Source organism: Noviherbaspirillum aerium (genome assembly GCF_008929045.1).
Classification (GTDB): domain Bacteria; phylum Pseudomonadota; class Gammaproteobacteria; order Burkholderiales; family Burkholderiaceae_D; genus Noviherbaspirillum; species Noviherbaspirillum aerium.
On sequence record NZ_VFAH01000004.1, the window covers coordinates 150008 to 168303 of the forward strand.

Genomic DNA, 18296 nt, shown 5'->3' on the forward strand with positions numbered 1-18296 from the left:
ACCCACTCCTCAGGATTTGACGACGTTGTCCACCGTGCCGGAATACACGCCGCGGGTATCGACGATGACCTTTGCATGCTGACCGATGAAGTCGTAATCGAAATCATCATGGTTGGTCGCCAGCAGCACCAGATCCTGCTGGGCAATGTTTTCTTCCGTCAGCGGCGTGCTTTGCAGATCGAAGCGATGCTCCCGCATCTTGGGAAAGACCGGCACATGCGGATCGGAATAGCACACCACCGCGCCCTTGTCGCGCAGCATTTCCATCAGGCGCACCGACGGCGACTCGCGCATGTCGTCGACATTCTTCTTGTACGTGATGCCGAGCACCATGATGCGGCTGCCCTTGAGCGCGCGGCCCCTGTCGTTCAGCGTATCAACGACCTTGCCGATCACCCAGCTCGGCATGTCGTCATTGATCTCGCCGGCCAGCTCGATGAAGCGGGTATGCAGGCCATACTGGCGCGCCTTCCACGTCAGGTAGAAGGGATCGATGGGAATGCAGTGGCCGCCGAGCCCGGGTCCGGGGAAGTATGGCGTAAACCCGAACGGCTTGGTCGCCGCGGCATGAATGACTTCATAAATGTCGATACCCATGCGATCGGCGATGATCTTCATTTCGTTGACCAGCCCGATATTGACGGCACGATGAATGTTTTCCAACAGCTTGGTCAGCTCCGCCGCACGGGTCGAACTGACGGGAACCACGCGATCGACCGCCGCCCCGTACAGCGCGAGACCCGCCTGGCGGCAGGCCGGCGTCGAGCCTCCGACAATTTTGGGGATGGAGCGTGTCTTGAACTGCGCATTGCCCGGATCCTCGCGCTCCGGCGAAAACACGAGAAACACATCGTTTCCAATGTCGAATCCCCTTTCCTCAAGTCTCGGCCGGAGCTCTTCCTCCGTCGTGCCGGGATATGTCGTGCTTTCCAGCGACAGCACCTGTCCCGGCCGCATGGCAGGCATCAGCACATCGGCGGTACCGAGAATAAAACTCAGGTCCGGCTCGCGGTAGCCGTTGAGCGGCGTCGGCACGCAGATGATCAGGGCGTCGGCTTCGGCGGCGCGCGAGAAATTGCTGGTCGCCTGAAAACCGCGCGCAACAGCCTCGCCGACGGAACGCGCCTCGATATGCTCGATATAGCTTTCTCCGCGGTTGAGCTTGCCGACCTTGTCGTGGTCGATATCGAAGCCGATTACTTTGAAGCCGGCGTAGGTATAGCGCAGCATCAGCGGCAGTCCGACGTAACCCAAGCCGACAATGCCGATGACCGCCGTGCGGCTTTCTATCTTCTGCAGCAGACGCTGTAGCGTTCCGGCTTCAGGGAGCGCCGCAAGGTTGAGTGCGGGCCGAATTTCAACAGTTTCGTCAAAGTGTTCCGGCAACATGGTTTCAAGCTGCAGCGTTTCATCCTTCATTTGATAACCTTTCTCGGGTTGTATAAAGCGGCCTGGCGAGTTGCCATGGCCAGCGGGATGGCAGACAGCTCGGAGGTGTTGCCGCATGGGGCAATACCTTCCGCGTCCGCTGTTTTATCCTTGGCATGTCCCGGCAGGCTGTGCGGCGTATAACCGCGCACCAGCTTTTGCACCAGGAACAAGATCATGTTGCGGTCATTGTTGCTGCAGGCGAGCAGCAGGTACGCCAGCTGCTGGCGCAGTTCTTCCGGCTCGATCACATACTCGGAGGTAGTCATGATGCGCGGATGGCGGCTGGGCACCGCATCGTTTCCGGCGAACAGTTCCTCATACAGCTTCTCGCCGGGACGCAGGCCGACAAAACGGACCTCGATGTCGCCATCGGGATTGGAAGCCGTCTTTTCGGCAAGTCCGCACATGGCGATCAGGGTGCGTGCCAGGTCGGCGATCCTGACCTGCTCGCCCATGTCCATGACGAACACATCGCCGCCGGTCGCCATCGCGCCGGCCTGCATCACCAGCTGCGCCGCTTCGGGAATCGACATGAAATAGCGGACCACGTCGGGATGGGTAATCGTAATGGGCCCACCCTGGGCGATCTGTTTCTTGAACAGGGGAATCACCGAGCCCGAAGAGCCCAGCACATTGCCGAAACGAACCATGCAGAACGTGGTATGGCTTTCCGCCTGCATCGCCGCCGCCTGGAAAATCAGTTCCGCGATGCGCTTGCTGGCCCCCATGATGCTGGTTGGCCGCACCGCCTTGTCGGTGGATACCAGCACACAGGTCTTGACCTGGTATCGGGCAGCCGCGTCAGCCACCACCTTTGCGCCAAGTACGTTGTTGCGCACGCCCTCGGCGATGTTGCTTTCCACCAGCGGCACATGCTTGTAGGCGGCGGCATGATAGATGGTGTCGATTGCATTGTCGCGCAGGATGCGAGCCACCACGTCCGCATCGCAAACAGTGCCGAGATGGCAGTGGATCTGCTTGCCGGCAGAACGCCCGATCAGCTCCTGTTCGATCGCGTACAGCGCATATTCGCTGTGGTCAAGCATGTGCAGGGTGCGTGGACCGACGCTCATGATCTGCCGGCAGAGTTCGCTGCCGATGGAACCGCCGGCACCGGTGACAAGAACATTCTGTCCGCGCACGCATTTCGCAAACAGTTCGGGATGCGGACGTATCGCCGGGCGGCCCAGCAGATCCTCGATCTTGACATCGCGAATGGAATGGGTCGTGATACCAGCGTCGGCCAGTTCCAGCATGCTGCACAAGGTCTTGACGGGCGCATTGCACTGGCGTGTGCGGTACAGGATGTCCCGCCGCTGATCCGATGTGGCTGAAGGAATGGCAATGACTACCATGTCGACTCGGCGCTGCTCGACGACTTCGGCGACCCGACTGGAGTGAAACACGGTCAATCCTGCGACATTGCGCCGGTCAAGTCCTGGCATGTCGTCGAAAAAGCATAGCGGCCGGTACTTGCCGCTGCCGCGCATTGCCAGGGCCAGCTTCGCGCCGGCGGTTCCTGCGCCATAGATCGCGACGGTGCAGCAGGCATCCTCGCGCCGCAGCGCGCCGCCGTCGCACAGCAGGAGGCGCGCGCTCACGCGCGACAAGGCGACATAGGACAGGGCGATGAACCAGTAGATCACCAGCGCGGTGTGCGGAATGCCGTAATAGGAAAAATAGGCTGCGGCGGCATAGGACAGCAGTACGACAATGCCCAGGCCGACGGCGGTACCGCCCAGCAGGCGCAAGTCGATAAAACGGATGACTGCGTCATAAAGCCCGGCAGCACGAAAGGCCAGCATGGATGTTACGGCGATGACGGCAGACGTGGCCCAGCCGTCGGACAGGAAATCGCTCGGCCCGACACGCAGCAGCATCGCCAGCTGGAAGCAGCACGGCAATGCAAGCATGTCCACGCCCAGCATCAGCATGATCTTGAACGAACGACGCAGGGACAGCAGCTCTCTGCGCAAAAGATCAAACGACGGCAGGACATTGTTCATATGCTCTCCAGTTCGTTAATCGGACTGCGGACGGACTGCGGAAGAACGCCGTGTTAAGGAAGGAGATATATCCCGGCCTAACGCCGTGCTTTGATTGCTCTGTTCGCAGCTCGACCGGCCTAGAACGTTTTCACCCTGACCTGCCTGCCGATCCCGGACAGATTGCTGCCGGCACCGCGTTGTGACTCCTTGCCATGGCTTGGCCATGTGGCGTCGTCACGTCTTGTTCCAGCGGCAGTCTGCCTCGGCCTTGACTAGGCCGGCAGGGTGAAAACGCTCTAGTGCAGTCTAGTTGGTTAATTCAAAATTAAAAATTATTAAATTTCGATTTGTATGCCGGTTAATTTCGTACTTGCTTTAAGAGTTTCGATTAAGGCGATATCAAGAACGGCATGCATGCGCTAAACGGCGTGTCACGCACACGCATGCAAGCGATGGTCAGAAAAATCTTGAGGCCATCTTAAGGACATGCGTCGAGCGGCTTGATGAACAGACAACCGCTGCCATAACAGGGCCACTACCTATTCCAGGTTACGCAACATGCTGCCTTGCCAGCCAATCCCGGTGGGAATGAGCGCTCGTCAACACGAAGACGGATCTGCGCTGAAGGGGGAAGGCGCATCGCCGTGCGGCTGGGGCGATCAACGACGCGCCGCGCTGCGCTGCAAGTTGAAAGACCCTCTCTTACCGAAGCAAGCCATGCCGCCTCATGTCATGCACCAGCTCACCAATGCCGTGCTCGAAATCGCGCGGCACATACTTGAATTCATCAATGAATGGATGCAGATCGATATCCTTGTTTTCCTGAAAACGCAGCACCTGCTCCGAGGAGATGGGGCTCAGCCGCAAACTTCCCAGCAAACGCACCGCAAAGCCGACCAGCGGCGCGGGCACCGGGATGAAAAATGTCTTTTTGCCGAGACTGTTTGCGGCACACCGTATCAGATCGCGATTGGAATATGGCCGCCCTCCCGCGACGTTGTAACTCCTGTCATAGCAGCGCTCATTGAGCAGCGCCATCTCGTAGGCCTTGACAAGATCATGAATAAACACCGGTTGAATCAGACTTTCTCCATTGCCGATCAGCGGAAAGATGCGCAGGCGGTCCACTGCGCGGACCAGGCGGGAAATATTTCGATCGTCCTTGTGCCCGTAGATCATGGTCGGCCGGATGATGGTCCAGCGGCACGATAGATGCTGGCGGATGTAGGCCTCGGCCAATCGCTTGCGCTCCGCGCTCTCCGAAGGCAGGCGCGTGAATATGCCGGTCGAACCGGTGAAAATGACATGGCGCGGCGGTGTCGCGCAACGCTCCATCGCCTCATTGATTGATTGCGCGAACCAGATGTATCCGGCGTTGACTACCGCATCGCAGCCGTCAAGCGCGGCTGTCAGCGCAGGAATATGGTCGATATCGGCCACGACCCGCACGTCGATCTGGCCCAGTCCTTCGAAGTCACGCTTGCCGGAACGTCGTACGATGGCGACGACCTGATAACGGCTGCATAAGCGCTGTACCAGGCGAAAGCCAACTTCACCGGAAGCGCCGATGATGGCGATTCGTTCCATGCCCTGCTCTCCCCGCGTCATGCGCAAGCCTGCAGCAGGCGCTGCGCCAGCATCGGGTAACTATGGTTGCGCATGACGAATTCCTTGCCGCGCATTCCCATTGCGCGCCGCTCGCCTTCGCTGAGCGCCAGCAGCCGCTGCAGCCCCGATGCGACGGCATCCGCATCGGCGGGAGCAACGGTCAATCCGCATCCGGCCTCGGCGACCGCATCATTGCCCGCCTCCACCGCATGCAGGACCGGTGCGCCCGCCATCATGTAGTCCATAAGCTTGTTGGGTGCAATCCCGAAGCGATACAGGGGCTGCCTCTTCCAGCCGATGTAGGCGACGTCGAACCATTGGAGCAATGCGGGAATCTGCTCCTTGCGGACCGGATCGAGAAAGTGCACATGCCGCAGGTCCTCGCCGGTGGCGCGCTGCTGCAGCAACTTCTTATGAGATCCATTGCCGACAAGGACAAAGGCAATTTTTCGCCCTCGCAGGCGGCCCGCCGCACTGAGCAGTGTATCAATTTCGTTGGGTATGCCGAGCGCACCGGCGTAACCGACAATCTGAAATCCGCCCAGCCGCAGGCTGCCGAGAAACCGGTGCATCGCTTCCGGCAGCGCTGGCCAGGGTGTCTTCCACTCGCCGGGAACCACGCCGTTGGGAATCACCATCCAGCGTCCTTCATCCACGCCGCGCTGGCGCATGTAATCATGCACGCACGGCAGCAGGGAAACGACCTTGTGCGCGCGACGGCAGCCATAGGACTCGGCATGGTCGAGCAACCGGATCAGCGGGTGCCTTTGCGATATGGAACCCAGCTCGACGAGACTGAGCGGCCACAGGTCGCGTATCTCGAAAACGAAACGGGCGCCGGCCAGCCTGGCAATACGCGAAGCACCATACACGCTGAGCGGATGGGGCGACGACGCCAGCACGACATCCGGACGTTGCTGCCGCGCGATGGTGGCCGCGCTGCGCCACAGGTCGCCGGCGAAACCGAACATGTTGACCAGCCGCCGGATTCCATTGCCCGGATAGGCGCAGCCCGCGAGCCACAGGTGAGGCACGCCGCAGTGCTCGCTCCATGCCGCGCCGGACCGCGCCGGCTGGCTGGTGCGCAGGTGTGAATAGCGGGATGCGACAATCAGCACTTCATGTCCGAGCGCCTGCAGTTCCCTGGCCATGTAGAAGTGGCGATAGCCCATGCCCAGCACCGACGAGCCGGAATAGTGATTCACGATCAGAATACGCATGCCTGTCTCCTCATTCATCTGCCACGCCGACCAGCGACGGCAGGAACATCACTTTCGATAGCGCCTTTCCCATCGGCGGCGCCGATCTGGAGAACGCTGGGTAGTAACGTGCAATCAGCTCTTTGTGCTGCGCACCATCCCGTGGGCGATCGGGGGTGCGTTCTCGTGCACTGTCCTGTCCGCCATCCTGTTTTTCCCCCAGTATGGCAAGCTGGTGCAGGCGGCGGCCGAGCTGCCTGATCACAGCTTGCTGCCCGCTCCATGCCGCATAGCCCCCGGTAACAAAGGCTTCGCTCAGTCCGAATGGCGGCGTACCCTCATTGCAGCTGCCGGCGGCGGCATAGCCGACGCGGTACCAGCCGTTGGCACCATTGAGGTAATTGCTGAACAATGGCTGCTGGCGGTCGCCGTTCCAGGACAGCGTCACCAGCGCATTGGCGAATCGCACGTCGAGGTCGCCAGGCGGCAGTTCCTTCTCCGCAAGTTCGAAGATGCCTGACATGGCTTCACGGTTCCGCTCGAGGGCATCGAGAACGTGAACCAGGCGGCGCGCATGACTTAGGTCCCAGCCAACGTCCGGCCGCTTGGGCACCGAGGCGGCTTCGATGCGATGCAGCGGCGCTGTCGTCGATTCACTGCCTTTGCGGGAGGATTTACCCTTTTCCGGACAGACCAGCGGTTTTTCGCTGCCTTCATATCCGGCATAGAGATGGTCGGAATAGTGCCGCCAGAAACCACGGTCGAGTTCCGCAATCGGCATTGCCTCGCCGTGTCCGTTCCCATTTGCCTGGCGCGCAGTCCGATACGACAAACGGGCATTGAAAAGCCGCAGCAGGACATGCACATGTTTTGCCAATGCCTCGCGCTCCTGTCCTTCAAGGCGATGCCACTTTACGCCTTCGTCCCGGTCTCCCAGAATGCCAGCCCATTCCGCGTAGATGCCGATCATCCATAGCGGCTTGTCGGTGAACAGGAGGTCGCTCGATCTGGTGTTCACATCTTCCGGACTTGCGCCTGCGGCATCCGCCAGCTTGCCGATCGCTTTGCGGTCTCCCCAGCGCAGCATGTGTTCGGCAATGACAATTGACGTCGTTCTGATGAAGGCGTGCGCATCCTCATTCAACGAGAACTGAGACGAACCCTGTGCTGAGTTTTGTGCCGGGTTCTTCGCCGGTATTTGCGTCGTCGCAAGCGCATTGGCGATTGACGATGCCAGTCCCAGGAACTGCAGGCTGACCAGTTGCACTTCCTGCCCCAGCAGACCTGGGCGGCCGCTACAGGTGCGGCCGCCCCGGCACACCCAGCGCCTTCCCGGCGAAAACCAGCCGCCGGGCTCAAGCGACTCGTAAGCCGGTCGCACCACCGATGCAATTTCCATCAGTCGGTCGATGCGCTTGCAGCGCCTCGCCATGGATACCAGGTTATGGAGGTACGTCTGGACATCGTATAGCACATAGACGTCGCCCTCTCGCCTGAGCCTGTCGCTGACGCTTTTTCTTGCCCAGTCGCGAATGCTGCCGTCCCACAATTCCCAGGTCTGCTGTTCGACCTGTCCGCCGCAGGCGAAGCGTTCGCCGGCGCTCTCCACCTTCTGCAGTCTCTCCGGTCTGTGACCAGGGCCAGCCTTGGTCGGTTGCGTCGCAAGCACTTGAGGCACCGCCAAGGCAAGCAGGAATACGGCCATGATCCAGACCGCGGCGAAGAGGCTCGCACTGCGCCGGAACATTGCTGTCGGAGGAAACGGATGCAGCGCTTTTCCCGTCATGCGAACTCCGCATAGAATTCGACCAGCTTCTTTTCCTCGTTCCGCCAGTTGTAGCGGGTGTGCACCAGTTCACGGCCGTTATCCCCCAAGTGCCGTGCCACAGCAGGATTCGTTACGAGGAAATCGATGGCGTCGGCGATCTGCTGCGGCTTTGCCGGATCGACGCAGATGCCGCAGGCATTGTCTTCAATGATGGAGCGCCAGAGCGGAAAATCGGAGGCGATCACCGGCAGGCCGGCCGACATGTATTCGAACATCTTGTTGGGCTGGGAGTCGAGGTGGTTGGGTGCCGGGAGCAAGGTCACCAGTCCTGCCATCGATTGCTGCATGACCCGTGCGACACCGGACCGGTCAAGATAGCCATGCTCCCTGATCCTGGCCCAGCCGGCATGGCGGCGCAGCTCCTCGCCCAGCAACGGTGGGTTGAACGCTCCCACCAGGTCGATACTCGTGTCCGTACCGAGCAAGGCCGCGGCCGCCACCATTTCCCGCGCACCGCGGACTTCGGTCAGGCCGCCGACATAGCAGACCTGCCTGCCGCCGCCCCCGGTGTTTTCATTGTCGCCGGCCGGACTTCCGAGTTCGCCGGCGATCGGAAAATTGTTGACGTCGATGCTGCGGCATTTGAGCGCCAGGAACTTGTCGCGGATGCTCGGCGTCGCCGCAACGACGCCGTCGAAGCGGCGCGATGCAAAGGCTTCGTAGGCAGCGAGCACCCCGGACAGCGCGCGTGCGGACACAGGGCCAAGATAGGGCTTGCCGAGCAATTGCTTCGGCAGATCCTCATGCGCGTCGAAGATCACGGTTTTTCCGCCTCGTTTAAGCCGGAGGCCATAAGGAATCAGTTCCGGGTCATGAAGATGATAGATCCTTGCGTCGAGGGCGAGCGCCGTCATGAATACGCGGCGGGTACTGTCGAGCATGCGGTCGAGCCGGCCCCGGGGCCGTCCGACGTCGACGATGTTAACCCCCTCCCTCTGCTCGCTTCCCTTGCCGTCGGCAACGACCAGCGTCACCTTATATCCCTGCGCCGCGAGGCTGCGGCACTGCTTGACGAAAACGCGGGTATCGTAGCGGGGATGGGCGCTGGTGAGATGTACGACATGCATGCAGAGGCTCCTTGTTGACAAGGCAGGCAAGTATCAGAAGGTTCAGATACAGGCCATGCGTAAAAAATGCGGTCAGCAGATCCGATGAGGTAAGCAAGGCGAACACCGGGACGACGACTGCGGCGGTCATCATCGCCTGTGCGCCCGACTGCCTTGCGCATTCGTCGACATAACGGAAGACGGCGGCAATGACCACGGCATACAGCAGGACGCCGGCAAACCCTGCCTGCATGTAGCCGCTGCCGAACCAGCCGGTATTGGCCCCCATGCTTTCGCTGTCGAAGTATTCCCGTCCGATGAGATGGGTCGTTGAAATGTCGTAGGGATAGTCCAGCAGGCCGAGCGTCAGCTTGCTGTTGGAAAACCAGACCCATTCATTTCTGGAGAAAAAGTCGTAGTACATGAAGTTGAGTTGCGCAGGCAGGAAGAAGACCCTGCGCATCACAAGCTTGCCGGTCCAGCCGAAGGCCTCATCGTCGACATGCCGCGCGAGCCAGAAGTCCGCAAGCGACAGTGCCAGAGCCACGACCACCCCGAGACCGAACAGAAGCGCAAGCTGCTTTCTGGAAGATGCGGCATAGACGCCTAGCACCAGCAGCGGATAAAACAGCGGCGCCTTGTGCGCAGTCAATCCGAAAATCAATACGGAGCAACAGGCGAAGACAATCGCCGTGATGTACTGCCTGTGCATGATGGACAATACCAGCGCGGTCGGCACCACGACCTTGCCGATCAGCGGCGATACATAATCGAAGACGGAAGGCAGATTGCTGGCGGCGTCCGCCCGCAGGTCATACACACGGCTGAGATCAAAGTTGAGATAACGGACGCCGCCCATCAGGACGATCGCCGCGATGTACAACAAGGTCATTACCAGAAACGTCCGCCGCAGTCCTTGCGGCGACATGCGAAGCCAACGTGGCGGTGTGAAACGGAGCATCGGTCGCATCGCGATGCACAGCGCATAGCCGGCGGCCACCTGCGCGATATAGCTGCCCGGCAGGTCCTCGGCATGGAACAGGACCAGCATGGGAATCAGCACGAGGCACAAGACCAGGTGATAGTACAGGGTGCTGGCTCGGTCGGAGCGGATCGGCGTAATGATTGACAGTACGGCGGCGGTAACAAGCGCAAGTAGCCACTTGTCATCATTCGGCATGAAGTAAAAGCCTTCGGACGCGTAAATGACCGACACCGAATCCTCATAACCCCGAGCCAGCAGCAGAAACGCGGCCAGATGCAGTCCAAGCACCGCAATGCGGATGCCGCTGCGCATGGCGGGAGTGCTCATCGCGTTTCTCCCGCTTGACGACGCTGGCGGTCTGCAGCCGGCTCGAGTTCGAGGAATTCGTCGACCAGCATGCCGATCGGCGAATAGCCGCTGCGCTGCAACCGCACCACCTTTTGGCTCGGCAGATGGGAAATCAGGTAACTGTTGGTGAATTTCCTGGGCACCAAGGCATGCCTCAATGCCTTGAGATGATGCTTTGCCCCGATTGGCAACTGTTTCAGCACGGCGCGCGCCAGCCGGCCAACAGAACCGATATCGCTTGAATTGTTCAGGGCTTCCTCGACGCCGCTGCGTATGGCGGCGGCATAGGCGGTTCGCACCTGCTCCAGATACCATCGCCTTCCCTGCCGCAGATGCAGCGGAACATCCTGCCAGAATGCCATGAACTCAACGTCCCACAAGGGAAGCCACCAGTCGAATCCGAAGAATTCATACACCCGCACCGAATTGACGATGTACTTGGCCTGCCTTTCCTGCCAATCCCATTTTTCGAAAGCGTCGGCAAACTGTTCATGGCCGGCGATATGGTCAACCTCTGCCCGGTCGAGCACCCTTCCGCGCCAATGCTGCAGCTTCTGCCCCTCAGGCATCGTCGAGGCGCTCACAACATAATGACGCTCGAGAATGCGGCTGACGAGCAAGGTGGTATTGACTGGCTGACTGCAGAACGCATCGACGGGAATATGGCTGCCTGCGACGAAATCCCCGCTGTGCCCCGGCACGAAAACACAATCTTCGTCCACGATGCCGCGCTGCTTCAGCGCCCGCACCGCAATCCAGTCCTGAACGTGCGGCAGGCTGGTCCAACCCGAAGCCCAGCGCTGGAAGCGCCGCCGCTCTTCGGTATGCCAGGCGGCGCACCAGTCATGTTCGCTGTACTCGACAAAGTGCCAGGGCAATCTCAATTCCCGGGCCACGCGCTGGCTGTATCCCGACTCCTTGTTGCCCTTGATGCCATAGGTGAACGTCAGCACCTTGCCGTAACCGCGCCTTGCCAGCATCAACGCGATGAAACGGGAGTCGTAGCCTCCGCTTAGCAGAATCACGATCTGCCGGCCACCGGCATACTGGATCAGACGGTCGATTGCTGCCATGGCATGGCCATTCATTCTCTGGCTCAGTGTGTCGGGCGAGCAGTCCGCCGTTGGCCGGTGCAGGAACCGGTAATAGCGATGCGTCGCCGCTTCCACCTGCTGGCCCGGCCCGGGCTTGGCGGACACGTGAAGGAATTCACCGGCCTGGAGTTGCTTCACATTCGGATACAGGGTGTCGCTGCCGGTGACGTAGCCGGCCAGGCGGAATTCTTCATGGGCTTCGGGGTCCATCACGCGGTCCCCGATTGCCTGGCGTACCCATTCCGCGTCATCGCCGAGATAAACCTTGCCATCGGCTTCGGCGTAGAACAGCGGAATACTGCGCACATGATCGACTGCGGCGATCAGCTTATCCTCGCCCTGCCAGACGAGGGCATGGAAGCCGTTGAGGCTCTGCAGCAGTTGATGCCAGGAATCAAGCCATGGACCGATTCCGCCATCGCACCCCGGGAGAAGCCCTGCCATTTCAATGGCGTCCTCGTATAGAGTCTCCTGATGGAATACCGCGCCGCGCCAATGCATGCCGCTTGCGGTATCAAGCTGCCACTGCCTTCCAGCCAGACGAATGAGGACGTCCTTCATCGTAATGCGCTCCTGATCAACAATCCGTATCGAACGGCAGCCATCACGGCGACCGCAGCTATCGCCAGCGTCCATGCCGATGGCTCATCGTTTCGCACAAGAACAAAAACAAGGGGGAAATTCAACAGCAGACTCCAGCCGATGGCAGCAGACCCGGCGGCGCGGATCGCACGTCCCGGACTGCCGGAGGCCCGCAATATCCAGAGCAACTGGCCGCTCCAGCAGCATGCGCTGACGAGCGCGAACAGAACGATGGCCAGCCTTGCGTCGCCCTTCCATGCGCCGAAAGCAATCGCCGACGCGCGCATGCCCAGCAAGGCGAGCTGAAAATTCAATCCTGCCGCCTGCCGCCCGAGCACATCGAAAGCTGCGCATAAGGGCGACGTTACGAATACGAGATAAAGCCAGGGCGCCAGCCATTGCGCAATGACGCCCGCTTCCCGCCATTCGTCGCCAAATATCCGCCCGAACAATTGCGGACCGACCAGCGCCAGCGTGAACGCGGGAGGCATGCCGATCTGCGCCAGCCTGCCATGCACACCAGCCACCAGCACGCCGAAGCGCCCTTCACGCCATGCCTGCGCAGCACCAGACAAAAACACGCTGGCAATCGACTTTCCCAGCACCAGCATGGGCATGGACAGCACGCGGTTGGCAAGGCTGTACATACCGGCGACAACCGGATCGAACAGCGCAGCGAACAGCAGCGGCGGCAATTGCGAACCAGTGGTGTTGAACAAGGCGGCCCACGATGCAAGCAGGGGAAAGTGCTTGTACCGCCGGCCGACGGCAGTCACGTCGCGCCAGCGGATCGTTGCCAGCAGTCCAAGCCTAGGCCGGACCGTGCGCCAGCCGAGCGAACCCAGTCCCATTCCGCCGCCCGCGGTTTGCCCTATGAGCAGTGCGCCCGGTCCCAGCATGGAAGCGCCGGCCTGGATCGCCGCACAGGTGAGAGACTGGCTCAGCCTCGTGGCGGCCAGTGCGCCGAACTCGCGCGTCCGTATGGCCCAGGACTGCAGTATGTTGTAGCCCCCGGCCAGCAAGCCGCCCAGCGGTACCAGGTAGAAATAGGACGCCAGTTCCGGCGCATTAAGCAAGCGGGCAAATTCCTCGCCGAAATAAAGCAGCGGCACGGCGACCACAGCTGCCGTCAGCAAGGCAAGCCCCAGGCTGAGCAGCAGCAATGCTCCGGCATCGCGATCATCTTCGGGCAAGGGAATCGCTTGCTCGTAGCGAAGGCTCATGATGACCGTCAACAGCATCAGCAAGGCAATGAAGATCCCGAGCAGGCCGAATGCATGGGGCGAATAAATCCTTGTGAGCAAGGGAGCGGCAATGATCGTGACGCCCTGCGCCATGACGGTCCCGCTCACCAGCACAGAAACATTACGGAAAGTTTGCCTTCGCGAGGGCACGTCGGCGGCAATGGTCTCGCGTCCCCGCATCAACGGCCCTCGGCGACGAGTTCACCGCCGGCACTGCCGCCGCGTGCATACTCCGCCGCGCGGCCATATCGGAAACGGCCCGCTCCGCCGTATTTGCTGTAGGTTCCATACGTACCGGGACGATCTCGATGGCCATTGAACACGATGCCGGAGATGGAAGCGCCGGCGGCGTCGAGCTGCCCGACTGCTTCTTCGATTTCATCGACGGTACTCACGCCTGCGCGCACCACCGTGAAGGTTGCACCCGCATAGGGCGCTACAGCGAGTGCGTCCGCCGCCAACAGTACTGGCGCGGTATCAATGATGACAAGATCATAGAGGTTTGCCAGATGCTGCAGCACGGAAGTCAGCCTGGCGTCGGCAAGCACTTCCGCGGGGCCTGTCAACGATGAACCGGTGGACAGGAAGTCCAGGTTGTTCATCACGCCGCGATGTATCGCCTGCTCGGGCGGCATACGACCGAGTACCGCTTCGCACAAGCCGCCCAGCCTTTCCAGCCCGAAGCGTCGATGCAGGTATCCAGTGCGCAGGTCTGCATCGATCAGCAGGATCTTCTTGCCGCATGCCGCCATCACCGCCGCCAGGTTCGCCGACACGAAGGATTTGCCGACGCCCGGTGTCGCTCCGGTGATGGCCACGATATTATTCCGCGTGCCCTGCAGGTCAAACTGCAGCGTCGTGCGGAAACGCCGCAGGCACTCCAGCGTCGGATCGCTCGCCGTCACATCGTCCAGGGTCGCAAAGCCCGCTGCCGTCCTTGGAACTTTGCCAATACCGAGTTTCCTTTTTTCGACAACCGGCTTTCCGTATCCGGCCAGCGAGGCGCTGTAGGGAATGGACGCCCTCACCGGCATGCCGAGTTCTTCGACAATATCGGCAGGGTCGTCGAGCCGGCGGTACACCGTCTTTCTAAACCAGGCGCCCAATATACCCAGCAGCAGACCGGCCACCGCTGCCATGCCAATGATCATCATGCGCTTCGGCTTGACAGGGCGCTCCGGCATTTCGGGCGCGTCGAGCAGGCGTGCAAATCCGCCCTTGCTCGCCATGATCAGCTGCAGTTGCTGAGCGGTGGTCAGCACGGCGGAGTAGACCGCGGTGTTGACCTTGACATCCCGGCTCAGCCGCAGGACGTCCTGCTCAACTGCCGGCAGGCGCTTGATGCGCGCCTCCACACCGGCGAGATCGCGCGCAACGACCTGCATCTGCTGGGTGATGGCAACGACTGCCGGCGCATCCTCCTGAAAACGTACCAGCAGGTCTTCTTTGCGCTGACGCAGTTCCGACATGCGTATCTGCGCGCTCACCGATTGCTGCAAGATGGTTTTCGCCTCTTCCTGCAGGTCGATGGTTCCGAGCGCATGGCGCACGGCGTTGTACTCGCTTTCCGCCCTGGCAAGCTCCTGTTTTAGCTGGGGGAGCTGCCGGTTGAGCGAGGCCAGTGCGCGTTCGGCGTCCTGTGCCTTGCGCTCTTCGTTCTGCCTGATGTATTCCACGCCGATCTCCCTGAGCTGCCGCGTTGCGAGCCATGGATCCGCGCTTTCAATGGTGACAGAGATGATGCCCGATTGCTTACCGGTTTCCGCGATCTTGAGGTTGTTCTGCAGGTCCTCGATGGCGTCCAGCCGTGATGAGCGTCGCATGATGAACCCTACTCCGGCGTTCGCCTCCAGCCGATCCACCTGAAGTGCGATCACGCGACTGCCGACCTGCCACTGTTCAAGTATGCCGACCCGCCCTCTGAAGGATCGGCCTTCGTGCGTGAGCAGATAGCGCCCTTCGCCCTCGGCGATCAACTCGAAATCGGCATTTTCCAATTCCTTTGGCACATCAAAGCGTGACACTTCCATGCGTTCCCTGCCCCAGGCAAAGCTACCGAAACCGAACAAACCCGGGGCCGATAGTTCGGTATTGCGCCGGGCGACCCAGGCGCCGATCAATGGAAAGTAAGATGGCCTCGCCTCGATATATGAATGCGTCCGGTCGACTGCTGCGGCAACGATACGGCGCGACTTGAGCACACCGATCTCGGCGGTGGCTTCCGGTTTTCTCGACTCTGCGCTGGTACTGCCATCACCGAGCAATCCGGTAGACAGTCCTGAAGGATCAGCGACCTGAATCAGGATGTTGGACTGGTAGACCGGAGAAGCAAGCAATGCGTAAATGACGCCTGCCGATGTCACAAGCACGGCAATGCTGAATACAAGTAGCAGGTTGTTACGGAGGAGGAGCCAGTAACGGCGCCAGGGAAAGGCATCTTCTCTTGCGAGATGGGGCGTAATTTGTTGAATCGGATAATTCATTGGCGCTCTGTCTGCATGGTGGATGATCCTGCTCGCATGGCGATGGTGATCAACCAGCCATGTTCCCTGGTCTGTTTTCAAAATGGCGGCGTGACTTGATCCTTGCGCAACGGCGTCATGCATATCGCGTACTTCACGTACGGACGCTTTCTCGCACCGAGTGCAAGCGGCTGGTTACGTTCTCCTGCAGCCTCGCATGACTGCGCCCTGCATCTCTGCCTACCTGCTTATATCGTGCGCCAAATCGGCATTCCGGGCTGGCTGCATGTCATCCGGAAACCACGCGCACGCCACGAGACATGACGCGGCCGATTCACTTATGCGCGATCGAGTTGCGCTGTCAGCACAAAATAGCTCTGTGCCCAGGCTGCTAAAGTGTAGCCATGCACGCCCAAAAGAAAAGTATGAAAAATCGATTCAATACAGCATTAGAAGTGCGCAGCCAAAGGTCGTTTTCGATGTAGTTATTTCATCGCTCTCGTGCGCGACTATCCGATCGATGTCTTTCATATGTGCACACCGCGCGTGGAAGAGCGGCGAACGATCACTGATTCTATAAATGACCTTACCGTCATCCTGTCGCCATACGCCGGCGGCCCTGTGCGGATCGAATTGCACGATCGTTGGAGCCACGGAAAAAAGAGCGAAAAAAAACGGGAGCAAAAAGCTCCCGTTTTGGCCTTACATGTTTTTAACTCTGGGTCTTATACCAATCCCAAACCAAACCATGAGATGAGACTACGTCTTTTTCCGCCTGCCCGCGTTGCACCAGTCATCCATAGCCAGCTATGGTTCCTGACTTGCGACCTCGGCCTCGCGTGTCAAAAAAATCCGTCGATTTCATTTGGCATGGATGACTCCGGACCGGTATTACTCCCACTCGATAGTCGCAGGCGGCTTGCCCGAGATATCGTAGACGACCCGGTTCAAGCCACGTACTTCATTGATGATGCGGTTCGACACACGGCCCAGCAATTCATGCGGCAGATGCGCCCAGTGCGCGGTCATGAAGTCCTGGGTCTGCACCGCACGCAGCGCCACCACATACTCATAGGTGCGCCCGTCGCCCATCACGCCGACCGACTTTACCGGCAGGAATACGGCGAATGCCTGGCTGGTCTTGTCATACCAGGACTTGCCTTCCTCATCCTTCGTGTTGCGCAGCTCTTCAATGAAGATGGCATCCGCCCTGCGCAGCAGGTCCGCATATTCCATCTTCACCTCGCCCAGGATGCGCACGCCGAGACCCGGTCCCGGGAACGGATGGCGATACACCATGTCGTGCGGCAGGCCAAGCGCCACGCCAAGCTCGCGCACCTCATCCTTGAACAGTTCGCGCAGCGGCTCCAGCAGCTTCAGGTTCAGCGTTTCCGGCAGGCCGCCGACGTTGTGGTGGCTCTTGATCGTATGCGCGGTCTTCTTGCCCTTGCCGGCGCTTTCGATAACGTCCGGATAGATGGTGCCCTGAGCCAGCCACTTGGCGTTTTTCAGCTTGCCGGCTTCAACCTGGAACACTTCGACGAATTCGCGGCCGATGATCTTGCGCTTGGCTTCCGGGTCGGTCACCCCGGCCAGATGTCCCATGAATTGTTCGGTGGCGTCGACATGAATCACCTTCACGCCGAGGTTCTTGCCAAACATGTTCATTACCATTTTGCCTTCATCAAGGCGCAGCAGGCCGTGATCGACGAATACGCAAGTCAGCTGGTCGCCGATCGCGCGGTGAATCAGCGCGGCGGCCACGCTGCTGTCGACGCCGCCGGACAGGCCGAGGATCACTTCGTCTGAACCGACCTGCTTGCGAATCGCCTCGACAGCTTCCGAAATATAGTCGGGCATGTTCCAGTCGGATTTGCATCCGCAGATCTCGTGCACGAAACGGCTCAGCATTGCCTTCCCCTGCACCGTATGCGTCACTTCAGGATGGAACTGCACCGCGTACAGCTTGCGTTCCTCATCCGCCATGCCGGCGATCGGGCAATTGTCTGTGGATGCCATCAGCTTGAAGCCGGGCGGCATATCGATGATCTTGTCACCGTGGCTCATCCAGACTTTCAGCATGCCATGGCCTTCGGAAGTGACGAAATCGGCGATGCCGTTCAGCAGAGCGGTATGGCCGCGTGCGCGGACTTCCGCGTAGCCGAATTCGCGTACCTTGCCGTTTTCAACCTTGCCGCCGAGTTGTTCGGCCATGGTCTGCATGCCGTAGCAGATGCCCAGCACCGGCACGCCGATGTCGAAGACGGCCTGCGGCGCGCGAGGCGTGTCGCCCTCGGTAACCGAATTCGGACCGCCCGAGAGGATGACGCCGGCAGCGCCATAGCTGCGAACGAATTCGTCGCTGACATCATAGGGATAAACCTCGGAGAACACGCCTGCCTCGCGAACGCGACGCGCAATCAGTTGCGTGACCTGGGAGCCGAAATCGAGAATGAGAATTTTAGAATGCATGGAGAGTGC

Annotated in this window: 11 protein-coding genes; all 11 read right to left on the bottom strand. The window is 60.2% G+C overall.

The window, feature by feature from the left end:
- Positions 1 to 9: 9 nt before the first annotated feature.
- Positions 10 to 1419: a nucleotide sugar dehydrogenase gene (locus tag FH061_RS08270; RefSeq protein WP_225984541.1), complete on the bottom strand. Its 1410-nt coding sequence runs from the start codon at positions 1417 to 1419 to the stop codon at positions 10 to 12.
- A complete protein-coding gene (locus tag FH061_RS08275) occupies positions 1416 to 3437 on the bottom strand; it encodes a polysaccharide biosynthesis protein (RefSeq protein ID WP_225984542.1) in 2022 nt (673 codons plus the stop codon). Before FH061_RS08275 ends, FH061_RS08270 begins: the two co-directional genes overlap by 4 nt.
- 684 nt (positions 3438 to 4121) lie before the next feature.
- Positions 4122 to 5006 (bottom strand): NAD-dependent epimerase/dehydratase family protein, encoded by an 885-nt coding sequence (locus FH061_RS08280; protein ID WP_192804965.1) that lies wholly within the window; start codon positions 5004 to 5006, stop codon positions 4122 to 4124.
- Positions 5007 to 5023: 17 nt separating this feature from the next.
- Positions 5024 to 6247 carry a glycosyltransferase family 4 protein gene (locus FH061_RS08285; RefSeq protein ID WP_151634871.1) on the bottom strand — a complete coding sequence of 408 codons (1224 nt, stop codon included), beginning with the start codon at positions 6245 to 6247 and terminating at the stop codon, positions 5024 to 5026.
- Positions 6248 to 6257: 10 nt separating this feature from the next.
- Positions 6258 to 8012, bottom strand: a complete 1755-nt coding sequence (locus FH061_RS08290; protein WP_151634873.1) for a hypothetical protein — start codon at positions 8010 to 8012, stop codon at positions 6258 to 6260.
- Complete coding sequence (locus FH061_RS08295) at positions 8009 to 9121, bottom strand: glycosyltransferase family 4 protein (RefSeq protein ID WP_151634874.1); 1113 nt, start codon at positions 9119 to 9121, stop codon at positions 8009 to 8011. Before FH061_RS08295 ends, FH061_RS08290 begins: the two co-directional genes overlap by 4 nt.
- A complete protein-coding gene (locus FH061_RS08300) occupies positions 9030 to 10412 on the bottom strand; it encodes an O-antigen polymerase (RefSeq protein ID WP_151634876.1) in 1383 nt (460 codons plus the stop codon). The genes FH061_RS08295 and FH061_RS08300 overlap by 92 nt, the downstream gene beginning before the upstream one ends.
- The gene (locus FH061_RS08305; protein ID WP_192804966.1) at positions 10409 to 12088 is read right to left on the bottom strand and encodes an asparagine synthase-related protein; all 1680 of its coding nucleotides are present in this window, start codon (positions 12086 to 12088) and stop codon (positions 10409 to 10411) included. The genes FH061_RS08300 and FH061_RS08305 overlap by 4 nt, the downstream gene beginning before the upstream one ends.
- The gene (locus FH061_RS08310; protein ID WP_151634879.1) at positions 12085 to 13533 is read right to left on the bottom strand and encodes a lipopolysaccharide biosynthesis protein; all 1449 of its coding nucleotides are present in this window, start codon (positions 13531 to 13533) and stop codon (positions 12085 to 12087) included. Before FH061_RS08310 ends, FH061_RS08305 begins: the two co-directional genes overlap by 4 nt.
- Entirely contained in the window at positions 13533 to 15836 is a 2304-nt protein-coding gene (locus FH061_RS08315) for a polysaccharide biosynthesis tyrosine autokinase (protein WP_192804968.1), read from the bottom strand. Before FH061_RS08315 ends, FH061_RS08310 begins: the two co-directional genes overlap by 1 nt.
- An 870-nt stretch (positions 15837 to 16706) precedes the next feature.
- The gene (gene guaA / locus FH061_RS08320; protein ID WP_151634883.1) at positions 16707 to 18287 is read right to left on the bottom strand and encodes a glutamine-hydrolyzing GMP synthase; all 1581 of its coding nucleotides are present in this window, start codon (positions 18285 to 18287) and stop codon (positions 16707 to 16709) included.
- Positions 18288 to 18296 lie beyond the last annotated feature (9 nt).

What these genes read in the sequence shown, in the direction of transcription:
- FH061_RS08270 (WP_225984541.1), bottom strand. Translation starts at nt 1,419, where the DNA reads ATGAAGGATGAAACGCTGCAGCTTGAAACCATGTTGCCGGAACACTTT.
- FH061_RS08290 (WP_151634873.1), bottom strand. Translation starts at nt 8,012, where the DNA reads ATGACGGGAAAAGCGCTGCATCCGTTTCCTCCGACAGCAATGTTCCGG.
- FH061_RS08300 (WP_151634876.1), bottom strand. Translation starts at nt 10,412, where the DNA reads ATGAGCACTCCCGCCATGCGCAGCGGCATCCGCATTGCGGTGCTTGGA.
- FH061_RS08315 (WP_192804968.1), bottom strand. Translation starts at nt 15,836, where the DNA reads ATGAATTATCCGATTCAACAAATTACGCCCCATCTCGCAAGAGAAGAT.
- FH061_RS08280 (WP_192804965.1), bottom strand. Translation starts at nt 5,006, where the DNA reads ATGGAACGAATCGCCATCATCGGCGCTTCCGGTGAAGTTGGCTTTCGC.
- FH061_RS08305 (WP_192804966.1), bottom strand. Translation starts at nt 12,088, where the DNA reads ATGAAGGACGTCCTCATTCGTCTGGCTGGAAGGCAGTGGCAGCTTGAT.
- FH061_RS08285 (WP_151634871.1), bottom strand. Translation starts at nt 6,247, where the DNA reads ATGCGTATTCTGATCGTGAATCACTATTCCGGCTCGTCGGTGCTGGGC.
- FH061_RS08275 (WP_225984542.1), bottom strand. Translation starts at nt 3,437, where the DNA reads ATGAACAATGTCCTGCCGTCGTTTGATCTTTTGCGCAGAGAGCTGCTG.
- FH061_RS08295 (WP_151634874.1), bottom strand. Translation starts at nt 9,121, where the DNA reads ATGCATGTCGTACATCTCACCAGCGCCCATCCCCGCTACGATACCCGC.
- FH061_RS08310 (WP_151634879.1), bottom strand. Translation starts at nt 13,533, where the DNA reads ATGCGGGGACGCGAGACCATTGCCGCCGACGTGCCCTCGCGAAGGCAA.
- guaA (WP_151634883.1), bottom strand. Translation starts at nt 18,287, where the DNA reads ATGCATTCTAAAATTCTCATTCTCGATTTCGGCTCCCAGGTCACGCAA.